Source organism: Allorhizocola rhizosphaerae, from assembly GCF_003426775.1.
GTDB lineage: Bacteria > Actinomycetota > Actinomycetes > Mycobacteriales > Micromonosporaceae > Allorhizocola > Allorhizocola rhizosphaerae.
This window is the reverse complement of the sequence record NZ_QJUG01000012.1, coordinates 1-17,091: the sequence shown is the minus strand read 5'-3', so window position 1 is coordinate 17,091 and position 17,091 is coordinate 1. Positions and strand designations below refer to the sequence as shown.

Annotated in this window: 19 protein-coding genes, 1 tRNA gene and 1 pseudogene; 12 read left to right on the top strand and 9 right to left on the bottom strand. The window is 64.3% G+C overall.

All coding sequences use genetic code 11. From position 1 onward, the window contains the following. Positions 1 to 18 precede the first annotated feature (18 nt). On the bottom strand, positions 19 to 657 hold the full coding sequence (locus tag DM816_RS42140; protein WP_162907082.1) for a hypothetical protein: 639 nt from the start codon (positions 655 to 657) through the stop codon (positions 19 to 21). A 257-nt stretch (positions 658 to 914) separates the two neighbouring features. On the opposite strand from DM816_RS42140, the gene DM816_RS03935 reads away from it, so the two are divergent. From DM816_RS03935 to DM816_RS45635, 11 genes and pseudogenes are all read left to right on the top strand, one after another. Beyond that, a complete protein-coding gene (locus tag DM816_RS03935) occupies positions 915 to 1,187 on the top strand; it encodes a hypothetical protein (RefSeq protein ID WP_162907081.1) in 273 nt (90 codons plus the stop codon). Further along, on the top strand, positions 1,187 to 1,405 hold the full coding sequence (locus tag DM816_RS03930) for a hypothetical protein (RefSeq protein WP_117208670.1): 219 nt from the start codon (positions 1,187 to 1,189) through the stop codon (positions 1,403 to 1,405). Before DM816_RS03935 ends, DM816_RS03930 begins: the two co-directional genes overlap by 1 nt. Before the next feature lie 117 nt (positions 1,406 to 1,522). Beyond that, the gene (locus DM816_RS42135) at positions 1,523 to 1,696 is read left to right on the top strand and encodes a hypothetical protein (protein ID WP_162907080.1); all 174 of its coding nucleotides are present in this window, start codon (positions 1,523 to 1,525) and stop codon (positions 1,694 to 1,696) included. Then, on the top strand, positions 1,696 to 1,932 hold the full coding sequence (locus DM816_RS03925) for a hypothetical protein (protein ID WP_117208669.1): 237 nt from the start codon (positions 1,696 to 1,698) through the stop codon (positions 1,930 to 1,932). Before DM816_RS42135 ends, DM816_RS03925 begins: the two co-directional genes overlap by 1 nt. A 333-nt stretch (positions 1,933 to 2,265) precedes the next feature. Next, positions 2,266 to 2,451: a hypothetical protein gene (locus DM816_RS03915; RefSeq protein ID WP_117208667.1), complete on the top strand. Its 186-nt coding sequence runs from the start codon at positions 2,266 to 2,268 to the stop codon at positions 2,449 to 2,451. A 402-nt stretch (positions 2,452 to 2,853) separates the two neighbouring features. Next, entirely contained in the window at positions 2,854 to 5,163 is a 2,310-nt protein-coding gene (locus DM816_RS03910; protein WP_117208666.1) for a type IV secretory system conjugative DNA transfer family protein, read from the top strand. Positions 5,164 to 5,413: 250 nt separating this feature from the next. Next, complete coding sequence (locus DM816_RS03905; RefSeq protein ID WP_117208665.1) at positions 5,414 to 6,226, top strand: replication-relaxation family protein; 813 nt, start codon at positions 5,414 to 5,416, stop codon at positions 6,224 to 6,226. Positions 6,227 to 6,461: 235 nt separating this feature from the next. Beyond that, positions 6,462 to 7,169 carry an ImmA/IrrE family metallo-endopeptidase gene (locus tag DM816_RS03900; protein ID WP_117208664.1) on the top strand — a complete coding sequence of 236 codons (708 nt, stop codon included), beginning with the start codon at positions 6,462 to 6,464 and terminating at the stop codon, positions 7,167 to 7,169. A gap of 146 nt (positions 7,170 to 7,315) precedes the next feature. Next, the gene (locus DM816_RS44175; RefSeq protein WP_246001524.1) at positions 7,316 to 7,477 is read left to right on the top strand and encodes a helix-turn-helix domain-containing protein; all 162 of its coding nucleotides are present in this window, start codon (positions 7,316 to 7,318) and stop codon (positions 7,475 to 7,477) included. Next, positions 7,478 to 8,875 carry a tyrosine-type recombinase/integrase gene (locus tag DM816_RS03890; protein ID WP_117208662.1) on the top strand — a complete coding sequence of 466 codons (1,398 nt, stop codon included), beginning with the start codon at positions 7,478 to 7,480 and terminating at the stop codon, positions 8,873 to 8,875. Then, positions 8,865 to 10,190 (top strand): annotated as a pseudogene (locus DM816_RS45635) (recombinase family protein); the annotation flags it as partial. The gene DM816_RS03890 and the pseudogene DM816_RS45635, both read left to right, overlap by 11 nt. A gap of 285 nt (positions 10,191 to 10,475) precedes the next feature. Here the strand turns inward: DM816_RS45635 and DM816_RS03870 are convergent. Together DM816_RS03870 and DM816_RS03865 are read right to left on the bottom strand one after the other, a co-directional pair. Continuing rightward, positions 10,476 to 10,808 (bottom strand): hypothetical protein, encoded by a 333-nt coding sequence (locus DM816_RS03870; protein WP_211588536.1) that lies wholly within the window; start codon positions 10,806 to 10,808, stop codon positions 10,476 to 10,478. A gap of 52 nt (positions 10,809 to 10,860) precedes the next feature. Further along, positions 10,861 to 10,936: transfer RNA gene (locus DM816_RS03865), tRNA-Asn, on the bottom strand. 185 nt (positions 10,937 to 11,121) lie between these two features. Between DM816_RS03865 and DM816_RS03860 the strand changes: the two genes are divergently transcribed. Beyond that, a complete protein-coding gene (locus DM816_RS03860) occupies positions 11,122 to 11,319 on the top strand; it encodes a hypothetical protein (RefSeq protein WP_117208659.1) in 198 nt (65 codons plus the stop codon). Positions 11,320 to 11,538: 219 nt separating this feature from the next. Here DM816_RS03860 and DM816_RS03855 read toward each other — a convergent pair whose 3' ends face one another. The 6 genes from DM816_RS03855 to DM816_RS03830 form a co-directional block, all read right to left on the bottom strand. Then, complete coding sequence (locus tag DM816_RS03855) at positions 11,539 to 12,387, bottom strand: apurinic/apyrimidinic endonuclease family protein (RefSeq protein ID WP_162907079.1); 849 nt, start codon at positions 12,385 to 12,387, stop codon at positions 11,539 to 11,541. A gap of 151 nt (positions 12,388 to 12,538) precedes the next feature. Then, a complete protein-coding gene (locus DM816_RS03850; protein WP_117208657.1) occupies positions 12,539 to 13,345 on the bottom strand; it encodes an ABC transporter permease in 807 nt (268 codons plus the stop codon). 8 nt (positions 13,346 to 13,353) lie between these two features. Next, a complete protein-coding gene (locus DM816_RS03845) occupies positions 13,354 to 14,109 on the bottom strand; it encodes an ABC transporter permease (protein WP_117208656.1) in 756 nt (251 codons plus the stop codon). 3 nt (positions 14,110 to 14,112) lie between these two features. Further along, the gene (locus tag DM816_RS03840; RefSeq protein WP_425455215.1) at positions 14,113 to 15,027 is read right to left on the bottom strand and encodes an ABC transporter ATP-binding protein; all 915 of its coding nucleotides are present in this window, start codon (positions 15,025 to 15,027) and stop codon (positions 14,113 to 14,115) included. A gap of 25 nt (positions 15,028 to 15,052) precedes the next feature. Continuing rightward, entirely contained in the window at positions 15,053 to 15,502 is a 450-nt protein-coding gene (locus DM816_RS03835) for a hypothetical protein (RefSeq protein ID WP_117208701.1), read from the bottom strand. Between the two features lie 51 nt (positions 15,503 to 15,553). Beyond that, on the bottom strand, positions 15,554 to 17,091 hold a 1,538-nt coding region (locus DM816_RS03830), incomplete at its 5' end, for a DNA primase (RefSeq protein ID WP_117208654.1).

Below are 17,091 nucleotides of genomic sequence, written 5' to 3'. Positions count from 1 at the left end.
TATGACGGACGAACATGATCAGTTCTGGGGACGAGGCAGCTCGTGCTTGGTGTACCGGATAATTCCTGAAGGAGTAGCTTTGGCCGCATAGCCATTGAGGAGTAGCTGGGCGGACCGCGCTACCTCCGTTGCAATACCGGCCACCTGCGAGGCGTTGAGTTTGCCATGATCCGCGGCCTCGTGTAACGCGAATTCCGCTGCTTCGGACCCCCGGTCGCTTTCACTCAGCAACAGGCTGGCGAAGTTTTCTATCCCGTCTCGCACTTGCCCCTCGATGTTCGTGTAGTCCGCCATCTGATATGCGATGAACGCCTGATCGGCGTCCTGATCACTCATGGTCATTGCCTCAAAGAGCGCTTTTCCTGTTTCCGGCTTCCGGCGGGCAAAGTCGAGTGCTTGCTCTCCCAATTCTTGCATCTGCCGAGACAGTTCTTCACGCCGTTGCGCGACCTCCCCTGCCGTCGAGGCAGGATTCTGTTCACTGAGGCGATCATCCTCGGCGTTCAGCTCGGCCACCCTAGCAGAAAGCCATTCAAAGGTTATATCGGCCATTTCGTGCTGAGGCTGTTCGGGTTCGAGTGGTGGTTGTGGCGCGGGGTGGCCTTGGAAGGATTCGTTCATAAGATTTGGATGCTTAACTATCTTAGTTAAACTCATCCAGAATTAGAATGCAAGATCGAGTCGCTGCCCGTGACGAGGCTAGGCGGGACTTCACCGCCGACTTGACCGCATATCAGCTGCTAGAAGGGCTGCAGTCAAGGTCGTCGGTCAAAGCAATTGAATCGCCGAGTGGGCACTGCATACGGTCAACTTCGCCAAGGCACGGGCCGCACTTCCTAGGTTCAGGCGGCCTTCTCCGGGCGGTCTCCGCCCGTAGTTCCTTCAGAAGGGAATAGAAGGCCATGAGTGAAATCATGCGCCGAGTTGACCGGGTTGTCCTCAACCGACAGACGGCCCGCGAGTTGGCTCGGCTGACCACGGAGACACGCATGGAGCAGGCCACGATCCGGGCGATCTCGGCCGTCTCGGAGTATGCGATCTCCGAAGTGCAGTACCTCAAGCAGGTACAGCACAACGCGGAGCACAGCAACGTGGATGCGGCCGATGCTGTGGCGGCCATCGTGAACCTCACGGTGGCCAGCATCGCCCGGCGTGTCTCCCGCTTCGGGAATGAGGTGGACTGGTGATGAGCGTCATCCTCGTCCTGTTGGCTCTGGCGGCGGGCTTCTTCCTCGGCCGGCTGTACGAGATGTTGGTTACGGAGCCCAACGCCGACGCCAGCTCCATGCTCGACGATCCGGACAGGGCGGCGCGGATCGTCCAGGGCGAGATCGCGGCCGACGTGCGCCGAACTGAGCAGCAGATTAGGCGGCTGACCCAGCCGAGGCTGAGGCGGGGTGGGTAGCTATGAGACTGCTTATCGAGTTGGGGCTCATCGTGACGGCGTTCCTCGCGGGGCGGTTCTGGCAGTTCATCCGTGACGCCCGCGCCCACGCGGGCCTGAATCGTCGGAGATAGGCGCATGCCCGACGTACCGTCTTGGCGATTCCGAGTGCTGTCGGCGCTCTGGCTGCTCATCGCAGTAGGGGTCGTAGCGCGGGCGGTGTGGGAGCTTATCGCTCCCATGCTTCCCGCACTGATCGCGCTCACCATCCTGATTGGATCGGTCTGGATCATCCTCGGGAGGCGCCGGTAATGGCCAAGCTCCCCAAGCAGAAGATCCCGCTGTCGGCGGTGCTGTACGCGCTCATGCCGAAGACGGCACGGCGTGGGGTCGGCGTGTTGCTGCTTCTGCTGTTTGGGCCGCTGGTGCTGCTGCTTGTGCTGGTGGCCGTCCGAAGGCTGTTCGAGCAGCTCCCCTGGTTGTGGGTGCTGGTGGCGCTGTTCGTGCTGTACCGCCTCGCCAAGTGGCTGTTTGGCCCGCGGGAATAGCTGCAAGACCAACAGGAGGAAAGCAAATGCCCAGTTCAAACGTCAGAGATGATCTACCGAGCCACTACGACCGCGTGGCTGAGCTGCGCCGGGTGGCCGCGGCGGTGATTCAGCGCATGGGTCGGATTCGCCCGAGCGGAATCACCCCTCGGATCAAGCACACGGCCGCCGAGCGCGGCCGGTCGGAGCAAGCAAAGGCCAAGGCGACCGCAGAGCCGCAACAGATTGAGGGCGCCCTCGGCACGACGACTGCGGAGTTTTGGCAGAGCGGCGCCGCAGCGCGGGAACGCGACGCTCGTCCGCTTAGCAAAGACCTTTAGGAGACCGACATGCATGCCCAGACGAGGCCGGAAAAAGATCCTCGGCAAGCGCCCGGACATTGAGCAGGAGAAGCGCGCCGACGAGCTGCAAAACCTTGAGCGTGAGCTGCACCGAAAGCAAAGCCGTCGACGCCGTCGTGAGGGCTCCGCCGAGGCGCCCGAGCGTGACGAAAGAAGCAACCTGGAAGACGAGCGATAACCAAAAGGGGTGTTGGGCCAACCTTTGTTGCCCGGCACCCCTTATCAACGGCTGGTGTTGTCCATTCCACATCGGACAAGGTCTTGACAAGCCGCGCGGACTTCGCCATAAGGACAAATAGAGGGTAATCGAGCGCTCCAGTCTCCAAAGAGGACCGCGCCAAGCCCCACGGTGCCTTGTCCGCATCATCCTGAACCAAACACAGCAACAAAATTGCCAAAGTTGGAGACGGAGGTCTATGCCACGAAAGTCGCGGATCAGGCTCGTGGGGAAACGAGCATCGTTTGAAGCAGAGAAGTGGGCGCGCGCCATCGAGGCCCTGGCGCACCAGTTGCGGCGACCGGACGCCGCCGAAGCCGACCGGGCCGACCAGCCGCCGGACGCACCGGAGGATGGCCGCCCATGCTGACGGCCACATACCTACTCATCGGTGGGCTTGCCATCGGCGTTGTGGTGCTGCTCGCCCGCCATGCCCAAGCGCTGGCGTGGCACGCGTCGCTGGTCGCATTGGAAGTCAAGCTGCCGAGCGGCCTGGAGGTCGACGACATCGCCAACTGGCTGGCGACGGTGGCCGCGACCTTCCGCACCCCACGCTGGTCGCTGTTCGTGCATGCTCCAGTCGCGCTGGAGATCAACGCATCGCACGGCGGCGTCCGCTATGTGCTGCTGGTCCGTGACACCCACCGCGGCGCGTTGGCGAGCGGGTTGCGCGGCGCGCTGCCGGGCGTCCGCACCGAGGTGTTGGAGAACTACCTCGACGCCCGCCCGGTTCCTATGCTTGCCGCGGAGGCGACCTTGACCAGTTGGCGGCGCCAGATGGCCGTCGATCGGGCGGCCGGCACGGCCACCGCCACCTTGGCGGCGCTGCAGCCCCTGCGACCGGGTCAGTCGGTGACGATCCAATGGCTGTTTCACGGGGCGGCAACCCCGAATCCCGTGCCCTCCAAACCGAGCGCCCACGGCGACCTCCCTTGGCCGCTTCGTGAAGAGCTCGACGGCGAGGCTCTCCAATCCGCGCGGCGCAAAATCGCCGACCCGCAACTCCACTGTTGCCTCCGGGTCGGCGTCACTGCCGCGACCCGCCCGCTGTCCCAAAAGCTGTTCGCACGGGTCTGGAACCCGCACCACGGCCTGGACGCTGCCGGTGTCCGGCTGGTCCGTCGCTGGTGGCGCCCGGCCCGATCGGTGGCCCGATCGCTCGCCGGCATGAGGCTGCCGCTCACTACCTGGCCGCTGCTGCTGTCCACCCGTGAGCTGGCTGGCCTGCTGCCATTTCCGCTGGCTGGCACCGCTTTGCCCGGCGTCCGCCTCGGCAGCGCTCGCCAGCTACCGCCGCCACCGGGCCTGGCCCGATCGGGTGTCAGGATCGGCGTGTCGAACTACCCCGGCATGGCCCGATCGATCCGCCTGGCACCGCAGGATCGACTACGTCATCTACATATTCTCGGCCCGACGGGTACCGGCAAAAGCACACTCTTAGTTAACATGGTCATCCAGGACATCGAAGCCGGACATGGTCTCGTGGTCATCGATCCGCTTGGGGACTTGACCAACAACATCCTTGACCGGGTGCCTGAGCATCGCGTCGACGATGTCATCGTCCTCAACCCGTCAGCCACCGAGCAGCCCGTTGGCTTCAACATCATGCGGGCCGGACACGACGAGCAGTCCCGCGAACTGGTGGTGGACCACGTCATTCACATCTATCACGAGCTCTACCAACAGTTCTGGGGACCGAGGAGTGAGGATCTCCTCCGCGGCGCGCTGCTGACGCTGGCCCACACCCGAGCACCCGACGGCTCAAACTTCACCTTGATCGAAGTCCCGGAACTGCTTACCAACCAGCAGTTTCGCAATTTCGTGATCGCTCAGGCGACGATGCCGGCCAGCCTGAAGTCGTTCTGGCGGGCGTACCAGGACCTCAAAGCCGGGGATCAGGTGATGGGAACCGGCCCAATTCTGAACAAATTACGCGCCGTTACCCTGCGCACCCCGATCCGCCTCATCCTCGGCCAGGAAACCGGACTCGACCTCACACAGGTGCTGGCGCAGAACAAAATCTTGCTCGCCCCGCTCGGCAAGCCGGCTATTGGCAGCGAGTCCGCAGCCCTACTCGGCACGGTCCTGCTGGCCAGCGTCTGGCAGGCGGTCTTGGGGCGCATTCGCTTGCAGCCCAACCAACGCCGACCGTTCTTCGTCTACGTCGACGAGGCCCAGGATGTCCTAAGGCTGCCCATCGACATGGATGACATGTTGGCACAAGCCCGGGGCTTGGGTACTGGCTTCGTGATCGCCCACCAACACCTCGGGCAGCTGGAAACCCGGCAGGTCAAGGCCGCGCTCTTGGGTACCGTCCGCAGCCAGATCGTTTTTCAAACCCTGCGAGCCGATGCTACTGAGTTAGCTAAGTCTTTCGGACCGCACCTGACCGCCGAAGACCTCCTTGGGCTCGAAGCCTTCGAGGTCGCCGCTCGCCTGAGCGTTGGCGGACGCACCATCTCGCCGGTCACCGCCACCACGCTGCCGCTGCCCGATCCCGTCCGCGACGGCCAAGCCCTGGCGAGCGCCAGCCGCGCCCGCTACGGCCGGCCACGCGAGGAAGTCGAAGCCGCCCTGGCTCAACGCATCGCCGTCAAGTCAGACAAACCATCGACTGCCGGCGCCCGTCGTTTCGGCCGCCAAACCCTTGACAACAAAGGAGGTGAATCATGATCCGCTTTCGCCAGCCATCCCGCACTCGCCCCACACGAAACTCCCTCAGCGCCTCCCGCAGCCAGGTCTTCCCCGGACCCTTCGGCTACTCCATCCGCGAGCCCTTCGGGCTCCCCGTCCACAACCCGCTCGGACGCCCGATCGCTGCCCCGGTCGCGTCGAGTTCGACGCAACAAAAGCGCTGCTCAACCGCTGTGCCGCAGCCATTAAGGCCAACGAAATATATGGCCGCTGACGAAAGGAAGCGGCCATGACTGAAACCCGAATCTCTCAGGCGGCGGTGGAGGAGACCACAGAGCGGCTCAGTCTGCGAGAACGAGCCATTGTGGCAGACATTGACCGTGTACGGGTGCTCAGCGCTGATCAGTTGCAGCGCCTCCACTTCCATGAACTCGAAGGCACCCACCGTGACCGCACTCGTCGGCGCGCGCTCGGCCGCTTAGTAACTGCCAACATCCTTTCTACTTTGGACCGCCGCATTGGCGGCGCCCGAGCCGGCAGCAAAGGATTGGTCTACACGCTTGACCGGCTCGGCCAACGCGTCGCCACGCTGCTACGCAACGGCGACCCCGACGCCGAACCGCGGCCCCGCAAACCCGGCGAAGTCACCGAACGATTCCTGGGGCACTGCTTGGCGATCAGCGAGCTCTACGTTTCGATCCACGAGGAACGGCGGCAGTCCGAAGTGCCGTTCAAGTTCGCCTTCTACACCGAGCCGGAGAGCTGGTGGTTCGGGCCGAGTGGCATCTGGTTGAAGCCGGATGCGCACGTGGTGCTCCAGACTGAGCAGGTTCGCGATCGGTGGGACGTAGAGGTCGACCGTGCCACCGAAAGCTTGTCCACGATCCGCGGCAAGCTCAAGCGCTACCTGGATCAGGCCACATCACCCGACGTCGGCGTCGAGCCGCTCATGGCTAAGGTGCTCGTCACCGTACCCGGCGAAGTACGCCAAGCCAGCATCACGGAGGCCGTAGCCCAGATGCCGGCACCGGCCGAGCAGTTGTTTGATGTGGTGTTGCATGAGCGAGCGGCAGCGCATGTCATCGGGGAGCTGGGTGCATGAAAACAAGCCGCAGTGCAACCAGCATGAACATCGAGTTGTCGTTATGTGATCTTTGTGTCAAAATGATCTTGGAGTCTCGTGTCCGAGGAGCAGATGCCCAAGCGGCCAGCCGTCGACCCGCACATCCCAATACCGTAAGGGGCCCAAGCAACCTAAAAGAACTATTGATGCAGGCCCTTTGTTTGAGAGGCGGAGCGGTTCTGTTGCCAGGTAAGCGTTCAGAAGGAGGTGAGATATGAACGCCCTAAAGGAAAAGATCAGGCACGAGATGCGAAGCCTTGTCCCGAGACGGATCAGCAGCCTCGGTCACGCCCAACTCATCGCCGAGCGAAAAGCGACGCTGCTGGTAAAGCTACTGCGGATCCCGAGGATTCCGATCGACGTCTTCGCCGTCGCCGAAGCACTGCAGATCGAGGTGGAGATGCGGCCCCGCTACCTGATGGCCAACGTTTCCGGACGCACGGTCTGCTCGGCCCAAGGCGGCAACATTTTGATCAACCAGAACGCCACGCTCGGCCAGAGGCGAATGACCTTGGCCCATGAGATCAAGCATGCGCTCGACGACGACCTGCCGAGCGAGGTGTTCAGTAACCTCGGCCACGGTAACGACGACGTCCGGAGTGACCTCATCGAGAAGACCTGCGATCATTTCGCGGCTTGTCTTTTGATACCCAGGAAGATTCTTCGCCGAGCCTGGTCCAGTGGCATTCAAGAGCCCCAAGCCTTGGCCGACCTGTTCGAGGTCTCTACCTCGGCCATGATTATTCACCTGCAGTACTGGGGCTTTACCAACGAAAAGCCGAAGCCACCACGACATTACTTCGGCCAGCCACAGCTCAAGACCGTCGATCCCGCTTGGATAACCGCCACGCGACGCAAGTGGCGCTCGGAGGCAAGGCGACAGGAGCCCTGTCCCATGGCAGCACAAGGAGACCGGGCATGAGCCGGGCGCTCCGGGCACCTTCTGTCGGGCGATGGCGAGCGCGGCAGCAACCAGTTCATGGCCAAGCTTGCCTATATCTGCGTGCCAGGGGCGGCTCACCTCGCTCCCACAACCAAGGACCAGCAGAACCGGTCATTCTCCTGACCGTGCCTGAAGCTTGCGCCCTGTTGCGCATCAGCCGGTGGGGCTTGTACCGGCTCATCCATTCCCGGCAGCTCAAGACCATCCATATTGGAAGCCGACGGCTGATTCCCCGTGATGCCGTGCTGGATCTCATCGAGAAGCTCGGCCAGGAGGGCAACTTCTAGATGGCCCGCCGCAATGCCAACGGCGAGGGCTCCATCTACCGGCGCAGCGACGGACGCTACGAGGCGGCTGCGTACTTTCTGACGACTTCGGGCGTGCGCAAGCGGATCCGCGTCTATGCCAAAACCCGTCAGGAAGCACACGCTAAGCTGACCGAGTCCAAACAGAAGGCGAGCCAAGGTATTCCTGTCCCAGGGCATTCGTGGCGACTTGGCGGGTATCTGGACTACTGGCTAGAAAAGGTAATCAGACCCGGGCAGCGCCCTTCGACCTACACCCGATACGAGAGCATCGTCCGGCTCCACCTCAAGCCCGTGCTGGGGCACCTTCTGCTTAGCCAGCTCAGTGTGCCAATGGTTCAAGCGTGCTTTAACGACCAGCGACGCGGCGGCGCATCGCTTCGCACGGTGCAGATCACGCGCGAAGTACTGCGTTCGGCTCTCTCCAACGCGATGCGGGAGGAGTTGCTGGTGCGAAACGTCGCCGCTCTGACACAGCTTGAAAAGCGGACACGTCGCAAGGTCCAACCATGGACAGCGACGGAGAGCAGGGCATTCCTGGATGCCATCACTGGCGATCCATACTATGCAGCGCTTCTGATTGTGATCATATATGGATTGCGACGCGGGGAGGTGCTGGGGCTTCGCCGGCGCGATGTGGACTTCGCCGTTGGCAAGCTCTACATCAGGAACCAGCTCCAGCGAGTTCACGGCAAGCTCATGCTGGTTCCGCCAAAGAGCGAGGCGGGCGTGCGCGACCTAGCGCTGGTTGGACTGGTTGCAGACGTCTTGCGTGACCAACGCACCCCTGACGCAGATGAAACAGCCTTCGTCTTCACCGGCAAGGACGGCAATCCGCTCGAGCCCGGTAGCCTCCTTCGGGCGTTCCGCCGACTGTGCATCAAGCACGGCTTCCGGCCCATACGCCTCCACGACCTCCGTCACTCCCAAGCCACCCTGCTCAAGAAACTGGGCGTGCAGCCACGTGACGCCCAGCTCATCCTTGGCCACGCCTCAGTCCAAACCACCCAAGAGATCTACCAGCACGGTGATGAAGAAGAGCAACGAAAAACGCTCCAGCAAGTGGAGCGCATATACCTACGTTCGGCAATGCCCGAGCGCGTTGCCGTCAAAATTGCCATCAAACAGCCTGCATCCGGCTTCCGTAACAGGGGTCAAACTTGGCTGGGGATGAGGGATTCGAAATCGCTCCAGCCCTTCCTGGAAGACTCGCCAACAGGGGTGATGCTGGCCGTCCAAGGCCGCTCAATGCAGTGGTTGTTAGGCCGCGTTGCCGTCAAAAATAGCCGTCAAATCACCACCTACGAGCCACAGCGAAACCCGATGGAGTTATGGCAGCTCACTCGCCATTGGCTGGAGGGACCAACCCATGGCTGGTAGCTCCCACGCTCCAAGATCATTATACCAAAGCTCGGAGTGGACACGTCCTTCCAACGCGGGCACCCCATTGCGCTGGTCGGCCCGCTCGTGGCCAAGCCTGACAAAACCCAGCCGGAAGAAGGTTATCCACAGCCTTCCTCATCCAGGTAGTACCAACGCACCTCTCTTGGTAGCCTTCATGTTCCGAGCATCCTCAAGCCTCGATTTTGTTCTCTACCAACACTTTCTCTTCATCCATATCGTTCAGTCTGCTACCGAGAGGAGGCCCCGCATGGCCAAGCGCACCCTCAACACCGAAGTACGGAACGCAGCCAGTCTCGCCAGGCGAAGGAAGGCCTTCATCTACCTGCGAGTGTCCACCGAAGATCAGGCCCAGACCGACTTCGACGCCGACGGCTACTCCATCAAGGCGCAGCGAGAGGCGTGCTTCCGGGCGGCTGACAACCTGGACGCCGACGTGGTCGATGAGTTCATCGACCCGGGCGAGAGCGCCAAGTTCATCCACCGCACGGATTTGCAAAGGCTCATTAGGGAGCTGGCTGAGCGCGGCGACATTGACTACGTGATCATCGAGAAGGTCGATCGGCTGGCCAGAAACCGCAAGGACGACATCGATATCACCCTGGCCATCCAGGCTGCCGGCGCGAAGCTGGTCTCGGCCAAGGAAAACATTGACGAAACCCCGCACGGCCGCCTGATGCACGGCATCATGGCCTGCTTTGCCGAGTTTTATTCGCTGAACCTGGCGGCTGAGGCTATGAAGGGCTCACGTCAGAAGGCCAAGGCCGGCGGCACGCCGTACAAGCCGCCGATCGGCTACCGCTCGGTGGGCGTCCTGGTGGAAGGCCGGTCGGAAGTGCGTACGGTGATCATCGACCCGGATCGCGCACCACTCGTCGCCTGGGCCTTCGAGGCCTATGCCACCGGCGACTACACCCTCGAAGAGCTCACCGAAGAACTCAAAGAGCGTGGTCTCAAGCATCCGGCCACCAAGAAGCTGGCCGCCCGGCCCCTGAGCCGCAGCACGGTGCAGCACATGCTGCGCAATCCCTATTTCATCGGCATCGTTAACTATGAGGGCGTAGCCTACCCTGGACGACATGAGACGTTTGTCGACGTCGACGTATTCATGAGTGTCCAGGCGATACTTGCCGCCCGCGCCGCCTCAGGCGAGAAGCCTCAGAAACGGCCCCATTACCTCAAGGGGCGCCTCTTTTGTGGCCACTGCGGCGCGCGTATGGGCGTCAGCTTCTCCCGCGGCCGCAACGGCACTCAATATCCCTACTTCTACTGCCTGGGCAGACAACGGCAGACCGCCAGCTGCCCGCAAGGCTTCGTGGCCATGGAGGATGTCGAGCAGGCCGCCGCCGAGTACTGGGCCGCGAAAGTCCGCCTGAGCGAGACCCAAGTCGAACACATCCGCGAAGCCGTCCTCGCCCGACATGCCCAGCGCCGCTCGCAAGGCTTCGACGACATTGCCGTCCAGAAGCGTCGCATCGAGCGCCTCGAACATGAGCAGCGCAAGCTGACCGAAGCCTATTTGGCCGACGCCCTGCCGGTAACCGAATTAAAGCGCGAGCAGGAGCGGGTTCAGCGCGAGCTACAGGGCGCCCAGGCCATCCTGCAGCGGTACGAGGCCGAGACTGCAGACATTGAGGAGGCCGTAGATGAGGCGCTGCTGCTCGCCAGGGCTGGTGCCGCTGCCTACGTACGAGCTACGTCCGAGATCAAACGGCAGCTGCTTCAGGCCGCCTTCGAGAAGCTTTGGATACTCGATCATGGAATCGCCAGCGGGGAACTGAGCCCAGCGCTGGCCGCCATGCTCGGTGTCGCGCAATCCGGAGCAGTATCGGCAGGTGATCAAGGCGAGGCGTGGCAGACTGCCTTGGCACATGAGATCGACCGCAGGCAACTCGGCCAACTGCCGTACCAAACGAAGAACCCCGACCCCATCGAGCAGGGTCAGGGTTCGAACGTTGACAGTTTGGCTCCCCCACTTGGACTCGAACCAAGAACCTGCCGGTTAACAGCCGGCTGCTCTGCCAATTGAGCTACAGGGGAATGGCCGGGACTAGATTACAGTACGCGTTCTCCGCACGGCAAACGGGTACCGGTGAGCCCGTCATGGTGTCCATCCGGGCCAGAAACGGGCAGGATGTGACGTAGCACGCGCCCGGTTCCGGCGGCGAGGTGCGAGAGTTGCCGGGACGGGTGTGCACGCGGAGGCGGAGGAAGGGAGAGGCTGGATGCGCAAGCTGCTATGGCTGGGCGTCGGCTTTGCGGTCGGTTACGTGGTGGGGGCCCGCGGAGGGCGCAAGGCGTATGACGATCTGGTTGCCACGGCACAGAAGATCAAGGATCACCCGACGGTGCAGGAGGTGGCCGGGGTGGTCCAGGAGCAGGCCAACCGCATCATTGACGAGAGCAAGCGGCGCCTGGCGTAGCGCCCAGCCGGGAGGGCCGATGGCACAGCGCACGACGCGGACCGACCGAGATTGGCGCCGCGCTCGCCGCGGAGGGGTGACCGCGCAGTCCGCGAGGCGCGCGGGCTGACCGAAGCAGTGCCCAAGGCGGGCAAGCCGAGTGGCGTGGTGGTCGATGGGGGACGCGAACTTTGAGTGGTGGTGCCCCCGGCGGCGTGGGCCCGTCCTGCCACCAAGAGGTTAGAGCGAGCGGCCGATGCCCGGCATCGGGCGCTCGCCCGCGCCGTCGATGCCCAGCGCGCTGAACTCCTCCTGGGTGGCCTTGAGCGCCGGCCCGGTGGACGCCTCGAAATGGTCGCAGAGCGGATGGGACCCGCCCAGCAGGGCGCCGAGTGTGGCCTGGGTCATGGGCGCGGCCACGTCACCGTCGGAGAGCCGGACCTTGATCACCGACAGGCGTGCCCGGCGTAGCTTGAGGAGAGCCTGTGCGGGTGTCTCGCTCGTGTCGGCGAGGTGGCTCGGATTGAGGCACACGCCGATCCGGGTCGGGTCGACCGAGCCGAGCAGCTTGACGCCGTCGTCGATGGTTGTGAGCAGTGTGCCCTCGCCGAGCTCGCACGCGACCCGGATAAAGCTGCCCGTGTGCCACGCGATCTCCGTCAGCCCCGAGCTGAGGTCATCGAGCTCCCGCGCTGCGCTGTCCCACGGATCCTCGCCGAGCACCGGCACACTGGTCGAGATCGACCCGTGCGTCGTGTCCTCGGGCAGCAGATCGGCCAGGACCCGCGCGAGGTCCAGCAGGTGGGTCCACCACGTGCGCCAGTTGCGGTGTGGAAAAACCCCGCTGAGGGTGACCACCTCGAATCCGCGTGAGGCGAGCCCGTACTGCAGGCGTCGCCGCATGCCGATCGATCCGGCCAGTGCGGAGGCGAAAGCGGGGTTGAGGCAGAGGCTGAGGTTGGTGGTTTCGGACCCGGGGGCGGCGGTGCCGTCGAGCCGCTTGAACAGCGCACGCAGGTCGGAGTCGGGCAGGCTGTGCAGCACGCTTGCCAGATAGACAGTCTGGCCGTCGGGGTGTCGCAAGCGCATGTCGCCACCTCCCGCCCGAGGGGACCGATGTGATGGCGAGAAATTACCGTCACAGTCCACATCAGACAAATCGAGCATAACAAATGAGTCAATGAACCTGATCAGCTCATTGACTCATTCAGCTAGTCCACCCCGGACGGCCCTTTGCTGTCTAGGTGCAAAGAACTTTTGTCATCCTCCTGTTAGCTAGCCACACCCCTAGGCCGCCCATGGCGACCAGGTAGGCCACATTGCCCAGCATGCCCAGGCTCAGTGCGCCGGTCGTGATGCCGCGCACCAGCTCGACCGCGTGATAAAGCGGGGTGATCCCGATGACGATCTCCACGCCGAGCGGGTAGTCCTGCACCGGCGAGAACGTGCCCGAGAACAGGAACATCGCGAACTGCCCGGCGAACATCAGGTCGAAATCCTGCCAGCCGCGGATGAGCGTGCTGACGGCCATGCCCACCGCGCCGAACGCCAGCCCCACGAGCATCGTCGCCGGGAACGCCACGATCGCCCAGCCCACCGTGGTCAGGCCCATCGCGATCATCACCACGAGGAACCCCCCGGTGTAGAGCGAGCCACGGATCGTCGCCCACAGGAGCTCCCCGAGCGCGATCTCCATGGGCCGGACCGGCGTCGCGAGCACGCCCTCATAGGTCTTGACGTATTTGAACTTGAAGAAGAAGTTGAACGTCGTCTCGGCCAGCGCACCGGACATCGCCGACACCGCGAGCATCGCGGGCGCGACGAACTGCGCATAGGACATGACCCGGTCGCCGAGCGTGAGCGACGGGATCAGCTGACCCACCCCGATGCCGATGGAGAACAGATAAAGCACCGGCTCGAAGAAGCCCGACACCAGGACGAGCCAGTAGGACGGACCCGACCGCAGCGCCCCCACGTTGCGGTTGATGACCGCACCGATGCGTGAGGGCGATGCCACCAGCCTGTTGGCCAAAATCGCGGTAACCATGGCGCCCCCTAATCCCGCAGTCGCTTCGAATAGGCCCGCCACGCCCACCACAGCCCGAGCGCGGAAAGCAGAATCAGATATCCCACGTGGACGGCCCACGGCCACGGCGTCGCCCCGCCCAGCATCGCGCTGCGGCTCAGCTCCACCCCGTGCCACAGCGGCGACGCGTAGGCCAGGGGCCGCACGACCGCGGGAAGCTGCTCGACCGGGAAGAACACACCCGAGAACAGCGTGGCCGGGATCATCACGAACCGGAACAGCAGCGAGAAATACGAGTCGTTTTCGATCGTGGCCGAGAACGCGCTCACCGACGCGGCCGTGGACAGCGCGAGCAGCCCGCAGATCAGCGGGGTGAGCACCACCCACGGCGAGTGCACCGCGCCGAAAACCGCGCTCACCAACAGGAACACGATTGACGCCGCCGCAACACGGAACTGGATGTAGAGCTGCCACCCCAGGACCATGTCGATGATGCGCACCGGCGTGGCCCGCGCCGCGTGATAGGAGCGCGTCCACTTGAAGGCGCCCAGCACCGGGAACGTCGACTCGCTCAGGGCCGTCTGGAACGCGCCGGAGGCGAGGATGCCCGGCACGATGTAGGACAGGTAGTCCCACCCGTCGATCTCGCCGACGTAGCCGCCCACCCCGATGCCGATGCTCACCACGAACAAAACCGGCAGGACGAACGACGAAAAGACCGACGCCTGCCACAGCCGCCGATAGAGCACCATCTGGCGCTCCAGCACAGCAAAGGTCCCCTGCACGGCTCAGTCCACCAACGTCCGGCCGGTCAGGATGAGGAACACGTCCTCCAAAGTGGACCGCCGCACCAGCACGCTGGACGGTGTGAAGCCGCGCCGGTGCAGCTCGCTCACCGCCGCGTCGCCGTCGGCCGAATAGAGCAGCAGCCGGTCGGGCAGCGGGTCGAGCCGCTCGCCGATGCCGGCCAGCTTGTCCACATAGGACGAAGGAGCCTCGTCGCCGAAGCGCAACTCGACCACCTCGCGCGTGGAATAGGTGTCGATGAGGTGGCGCGGCGAACCCTCCGCCACGATCTTGCCGCCATCCATCACCACGAGCCGGTCGCACAGCTGCTCGGCCTCGTCCATGTAATGCGTGGTCAGCACCAGCGTCACGCCCCGCTGCTTGAGCCGGAACAGCCGCTCCCACACCAGATGACGCGCCTGCGGGTCGAGACCCGTGGTCGGCTCGTCGAGCAGCACCAGGTCGGGCTCGTTGACCATCGCGCGGGCGATGCTCAGCCGCCGCTTCATGCCGCCCGACAGCGGCTCGACCATGCTCGTCGCCTTTTCCGTCAACTGGACGAACTCAAGCAGCTCGGTGGCCCGCCGGCGCGCCTCGGCCCGCGGGATGCCGAAATAGCGCGCATAGGTGGTCAGGTTTTCGAACACGTGCAGGTCGGGATCGAGGTTGTCCGTCTGCGGACACACACCCAGCCTGGCCCGGATGGCCGGCCCGTCGCGCACCGGATCCTTCCCGAGGATGCGCAACTCGCCCCCGCTCGGCGTGGACACGCAGCCGATCATGCGCATGGTCGAGGACTTGCCCGCCCCGTTGGGACCGAGGAATCCGAACGCCTCGCCCGGCGCCACGTCGAGATCGATGCCGTCGACCGCGGTGAACTCACCGAAGCGTTTCACCAGCCCACGGGCGTAAATCATGGATCCTGAAGTCACGTGCCGGACGCTACTCCGACCCCCCGACATTCTTCCAATAGGTTTCCAGGAACGCGTCGGTCTCGGCGGCGTGCGCCGCCGGGTCGATGCCTGGGTCGTAGCGCACCACCCAGGAGAGGCCGTCCTTGCCCGGCACCCGCCGGGCCGCGACCCAACCGAGGGCGAACTTTTGCGGATGCACGACTGAGCTCGTCACCCGCAGCCGGACCTCGTGCGGCAGGCCGCCCGGATCCTCCAGCGGGTAACGGTCCGGCGCCCGATCGGCGATCACGTCATAGCCCTCACGGTGCTCGACAGCCGTCGATGTCGTGACGGACAACACACTCCCGTCCCAGACGGCCTTCGATATCTCGTGCCACGACGTGCGCTTGCCCTCGACCCACAGCCCGAGATTGGTCGCGATGACCGGCCAACCCGCCGGCGTCATCGCCCACGCCAGCACCCGCTCGTGCGAGGCCATCTGCGGCCGGTGCTCCTTGGGCAGAATGCGCTTCCTGAACAGCCGGAACACCTATAGCCCCCCTGCCGCGAGCTCTTTGAGCGCGCGCGAATGCTGCTCCAGCGCGACGAGCTCGGCGAATCGTGCATGATATTGCTCTTTTTCGCTCACCGGGTTGATCCGCTGCAGCTTCGACTTGAGCTCATCGGTGCGCTGCTTGAAGCTCGCCAGCTGCAGCCGGGCGAGCACGACATTGACATATGCCGAGTCGGGCTCGCCGTCGTAGCGCACCGGCTCGACCCCGAGCTCCAGCACGAGCATCTGCGCGGCCAGGTCGGGACAGCCCTCGCGCACCGTGTTGATCCACTCCGCGCCCGCGGCACCGGCCGAGGCCCCGCCCACCGCGGCGATCGCGGCCCGGATCGCCTGATGCGGCTCGTGCGTGTAATAGCTCTCGTCCACGGCGTCGAACACCGGCCCGGCCAGGACCGGCGACTGGATCGCGAGCTTGAGCGCCTCGCGCTCGACCACCAGCCGCGGGTTGTCCACGACCACGATCTTGGCCCGCTGCGCCGGAGCGGGTGCCTGGCCGGCCGACTGCACCGCGCGGCGAACCTCGTCGACCTCGACTCCGAGATAACCCGCGAGCCTCTGCTGGTACCCCATGAGAAGGCTTTTGTCTTTGATCTTCGAAACCATGGGGGCCGTCGCACGCAGCGCCGCGACCCGACCCTCCACTGTGTCCAGATCGAACCTGGCCAGCGTGGAGCGCAGCGCGAACGCGATCAGCGGCTCGCGCGAGGCGACCAGATCGCGCACCGCGAGGTCGCCCTTTGCCAGGCGCAACTCGCACGGGTCCATGTTGTCGGGCGAAACCGCGATGAACGTCTGCCCCACGAACCGCTGGTCGTCGGCGAACGCCCGCAGCGCCGCCTTCTGCCCGGCCGCGTCGCCGTCGAAGGTGAAGATGATCTCGCCCGCGTAGGCGTCGGTGTCGAGCAGCAGCCGTCGAAGCACGTTGATGTGATCGCCGCCGAACGCCGTGCCGCACGTCGCCACCGCCGTCGTCACCCCGGCCAGATGGCACGCCATCACATCGGTGTATCCCTCGACGATCACGGCCCGCCCCTGCCGCGCGATGTCACGCTTGGCCAGATCGATGCCGTAGAGCACGTGAGACTTCTTATATATCGGCGTTTCCGGGGTGTTCAGATATTTGGGGCCGTCATCGTCGTCGAACAGCTTGCGCGCGCCGAACCCGATGACGTCGCCGGTCACATCGCGGATCGGCCACAGCAGCCGGCGCCGGAACCGGTCGATCAGGCTGCCCGAGCGCGCCGGCTTGGCCAGCCCCGCGGTCTCCATCTCGCTGGCCGAAAACCCTTGCTGGCGCAGGTGTTTGGTCAGCAGATCCCACTCGGGCGGGGCGAAGCCGCAGCCGTAACGCTGGGCCGCCTCGCGGTCGAAGCCGCGCGCCGCAAGGAACTCGCGGGCCGCCCGCGCGCCCGGCGTGAGCAGCTGCTCGGCATAGAACGCCTGGGCCGCCTTGTGCGCCTCGACCAGCCGCTGCCGCTGCCCGGCCGGCCTGACCGGCGCCGGCCCGGCCTCCA

What these genes read in the sequence shown, in the direction of transcription:
- DM816_RS42140 (WP_162907082.1), bottom strand. Translation starts at nt 657, where the DNA reads ATGAGTTTAACTAAGATAGTTAAGCATCCAAATCTTATGAACGAATCC.
- DM816_RS03935 (WP_162907081.1), top strand. Translation starts at nt 915, where the DNA reads ATGCGCCGAGTTGACCGGGTTGTCCTCAACCGACAGACGGCCCGCGAG.
- DM816_RS03930 (WP_117208670.1), top strand. Translation starts at nt 1,187, where the DNA reads ATGAGCGTCATCCTCGTCCTGTTGGCTCTGGCGGCGGGCTTCTTCCTC.
- DM816_RS42135 (WP_162907080.1), top strand. Translation starts at nt 1,523, where the DNA reads ATGCCCGACGTACCGTCTTGGCGATTCCGAGTGCTGTCGGCGCTCTGG.
- DM816_RS03925 (WP_117208669.1), top strand. Translation starts at nt 1,696, where the DNA reads ATGGCCAAGCTCCCCAAGCAGAAGATCCCGCTGTCGGCGGTGCTGTAC.
- DM816_RS03915 (WP_117208667.1), top strand. Translation starts at nt 2,266, where the DNA reads ATGCCCAGACGAGGCCGGAAAAAGATCCTCGGCAAGCGCCCGGACATT.
- DM816_RS03910 (WP_117208666.1), top strand. Translation starts at nt 2,854, where the DNA reads ATGCTGACGGCCACATACCTACTCATCGGTGGGCTTGCCATCGGCGTT.
- DM816_RS03905 (WP_117208665.1), top strand. Translation starts at nt 5,414, where the DNA reads ATGACTGAAACCCGAATCTCTCAGGCGGCGGTGGAGGAGACCACAGAG.
- DM816_RS03900 (WP_117208664.1), top strand. Translation starts at nt 6,462, where the DNA reads ATGAACGCCCTAAAGGAAAAGATCAGGCACGAGATGCGAAGCCTTGTC.
- DM816_RS03890 (WP_117208662.1), top strand. Translation starts at nt 7,478, where the DNA reads ATGGCCCGCCGCAATGCCAACGGCGAGGGCTCCATCTACCGGCGCAGC.
- DM816_RS03860 (WP_117208659.1), top strand. Translation starts at nt 11,122, where the DNA reads ATGCGCAAGCTGCTATGGCTGGGCGTCGGCTTTGCGGTCGGTTACGTG.
- DM816_RS03855 (WP_162907079.1), bottom strand. Translation starts at nt 12,387, where the DNA reads ATGCGCTTGCGACACCCCGACGGCCAGACTGTCTATCTGGCAAGCGTG.
- DM816_RS03850 (WP_117208657.1), bottom strand. Translation starts at nt 13,345, where the DNA reads ATGGTTACCGCGATTTTGGCCAACAGGCTGGTGGCATCGCCCTCACGC.
- DM816_RS03840 (WP_425455215.1), bottom strand. Translation starts at nt 15,027, where the DNA reads ATGATTTACGCCCGTGGGCTGGTGAAACGCTTCGGTGAGTTCACCGCG.
- DM816_RS03835 (WP_117208701.1), bottom strand. Translation starts at nt 15,502, where the DNA reads ATGGCCTCGCACGAGCGGGTGCTGGCGTGGGCGATGACGCCGGCGGGT.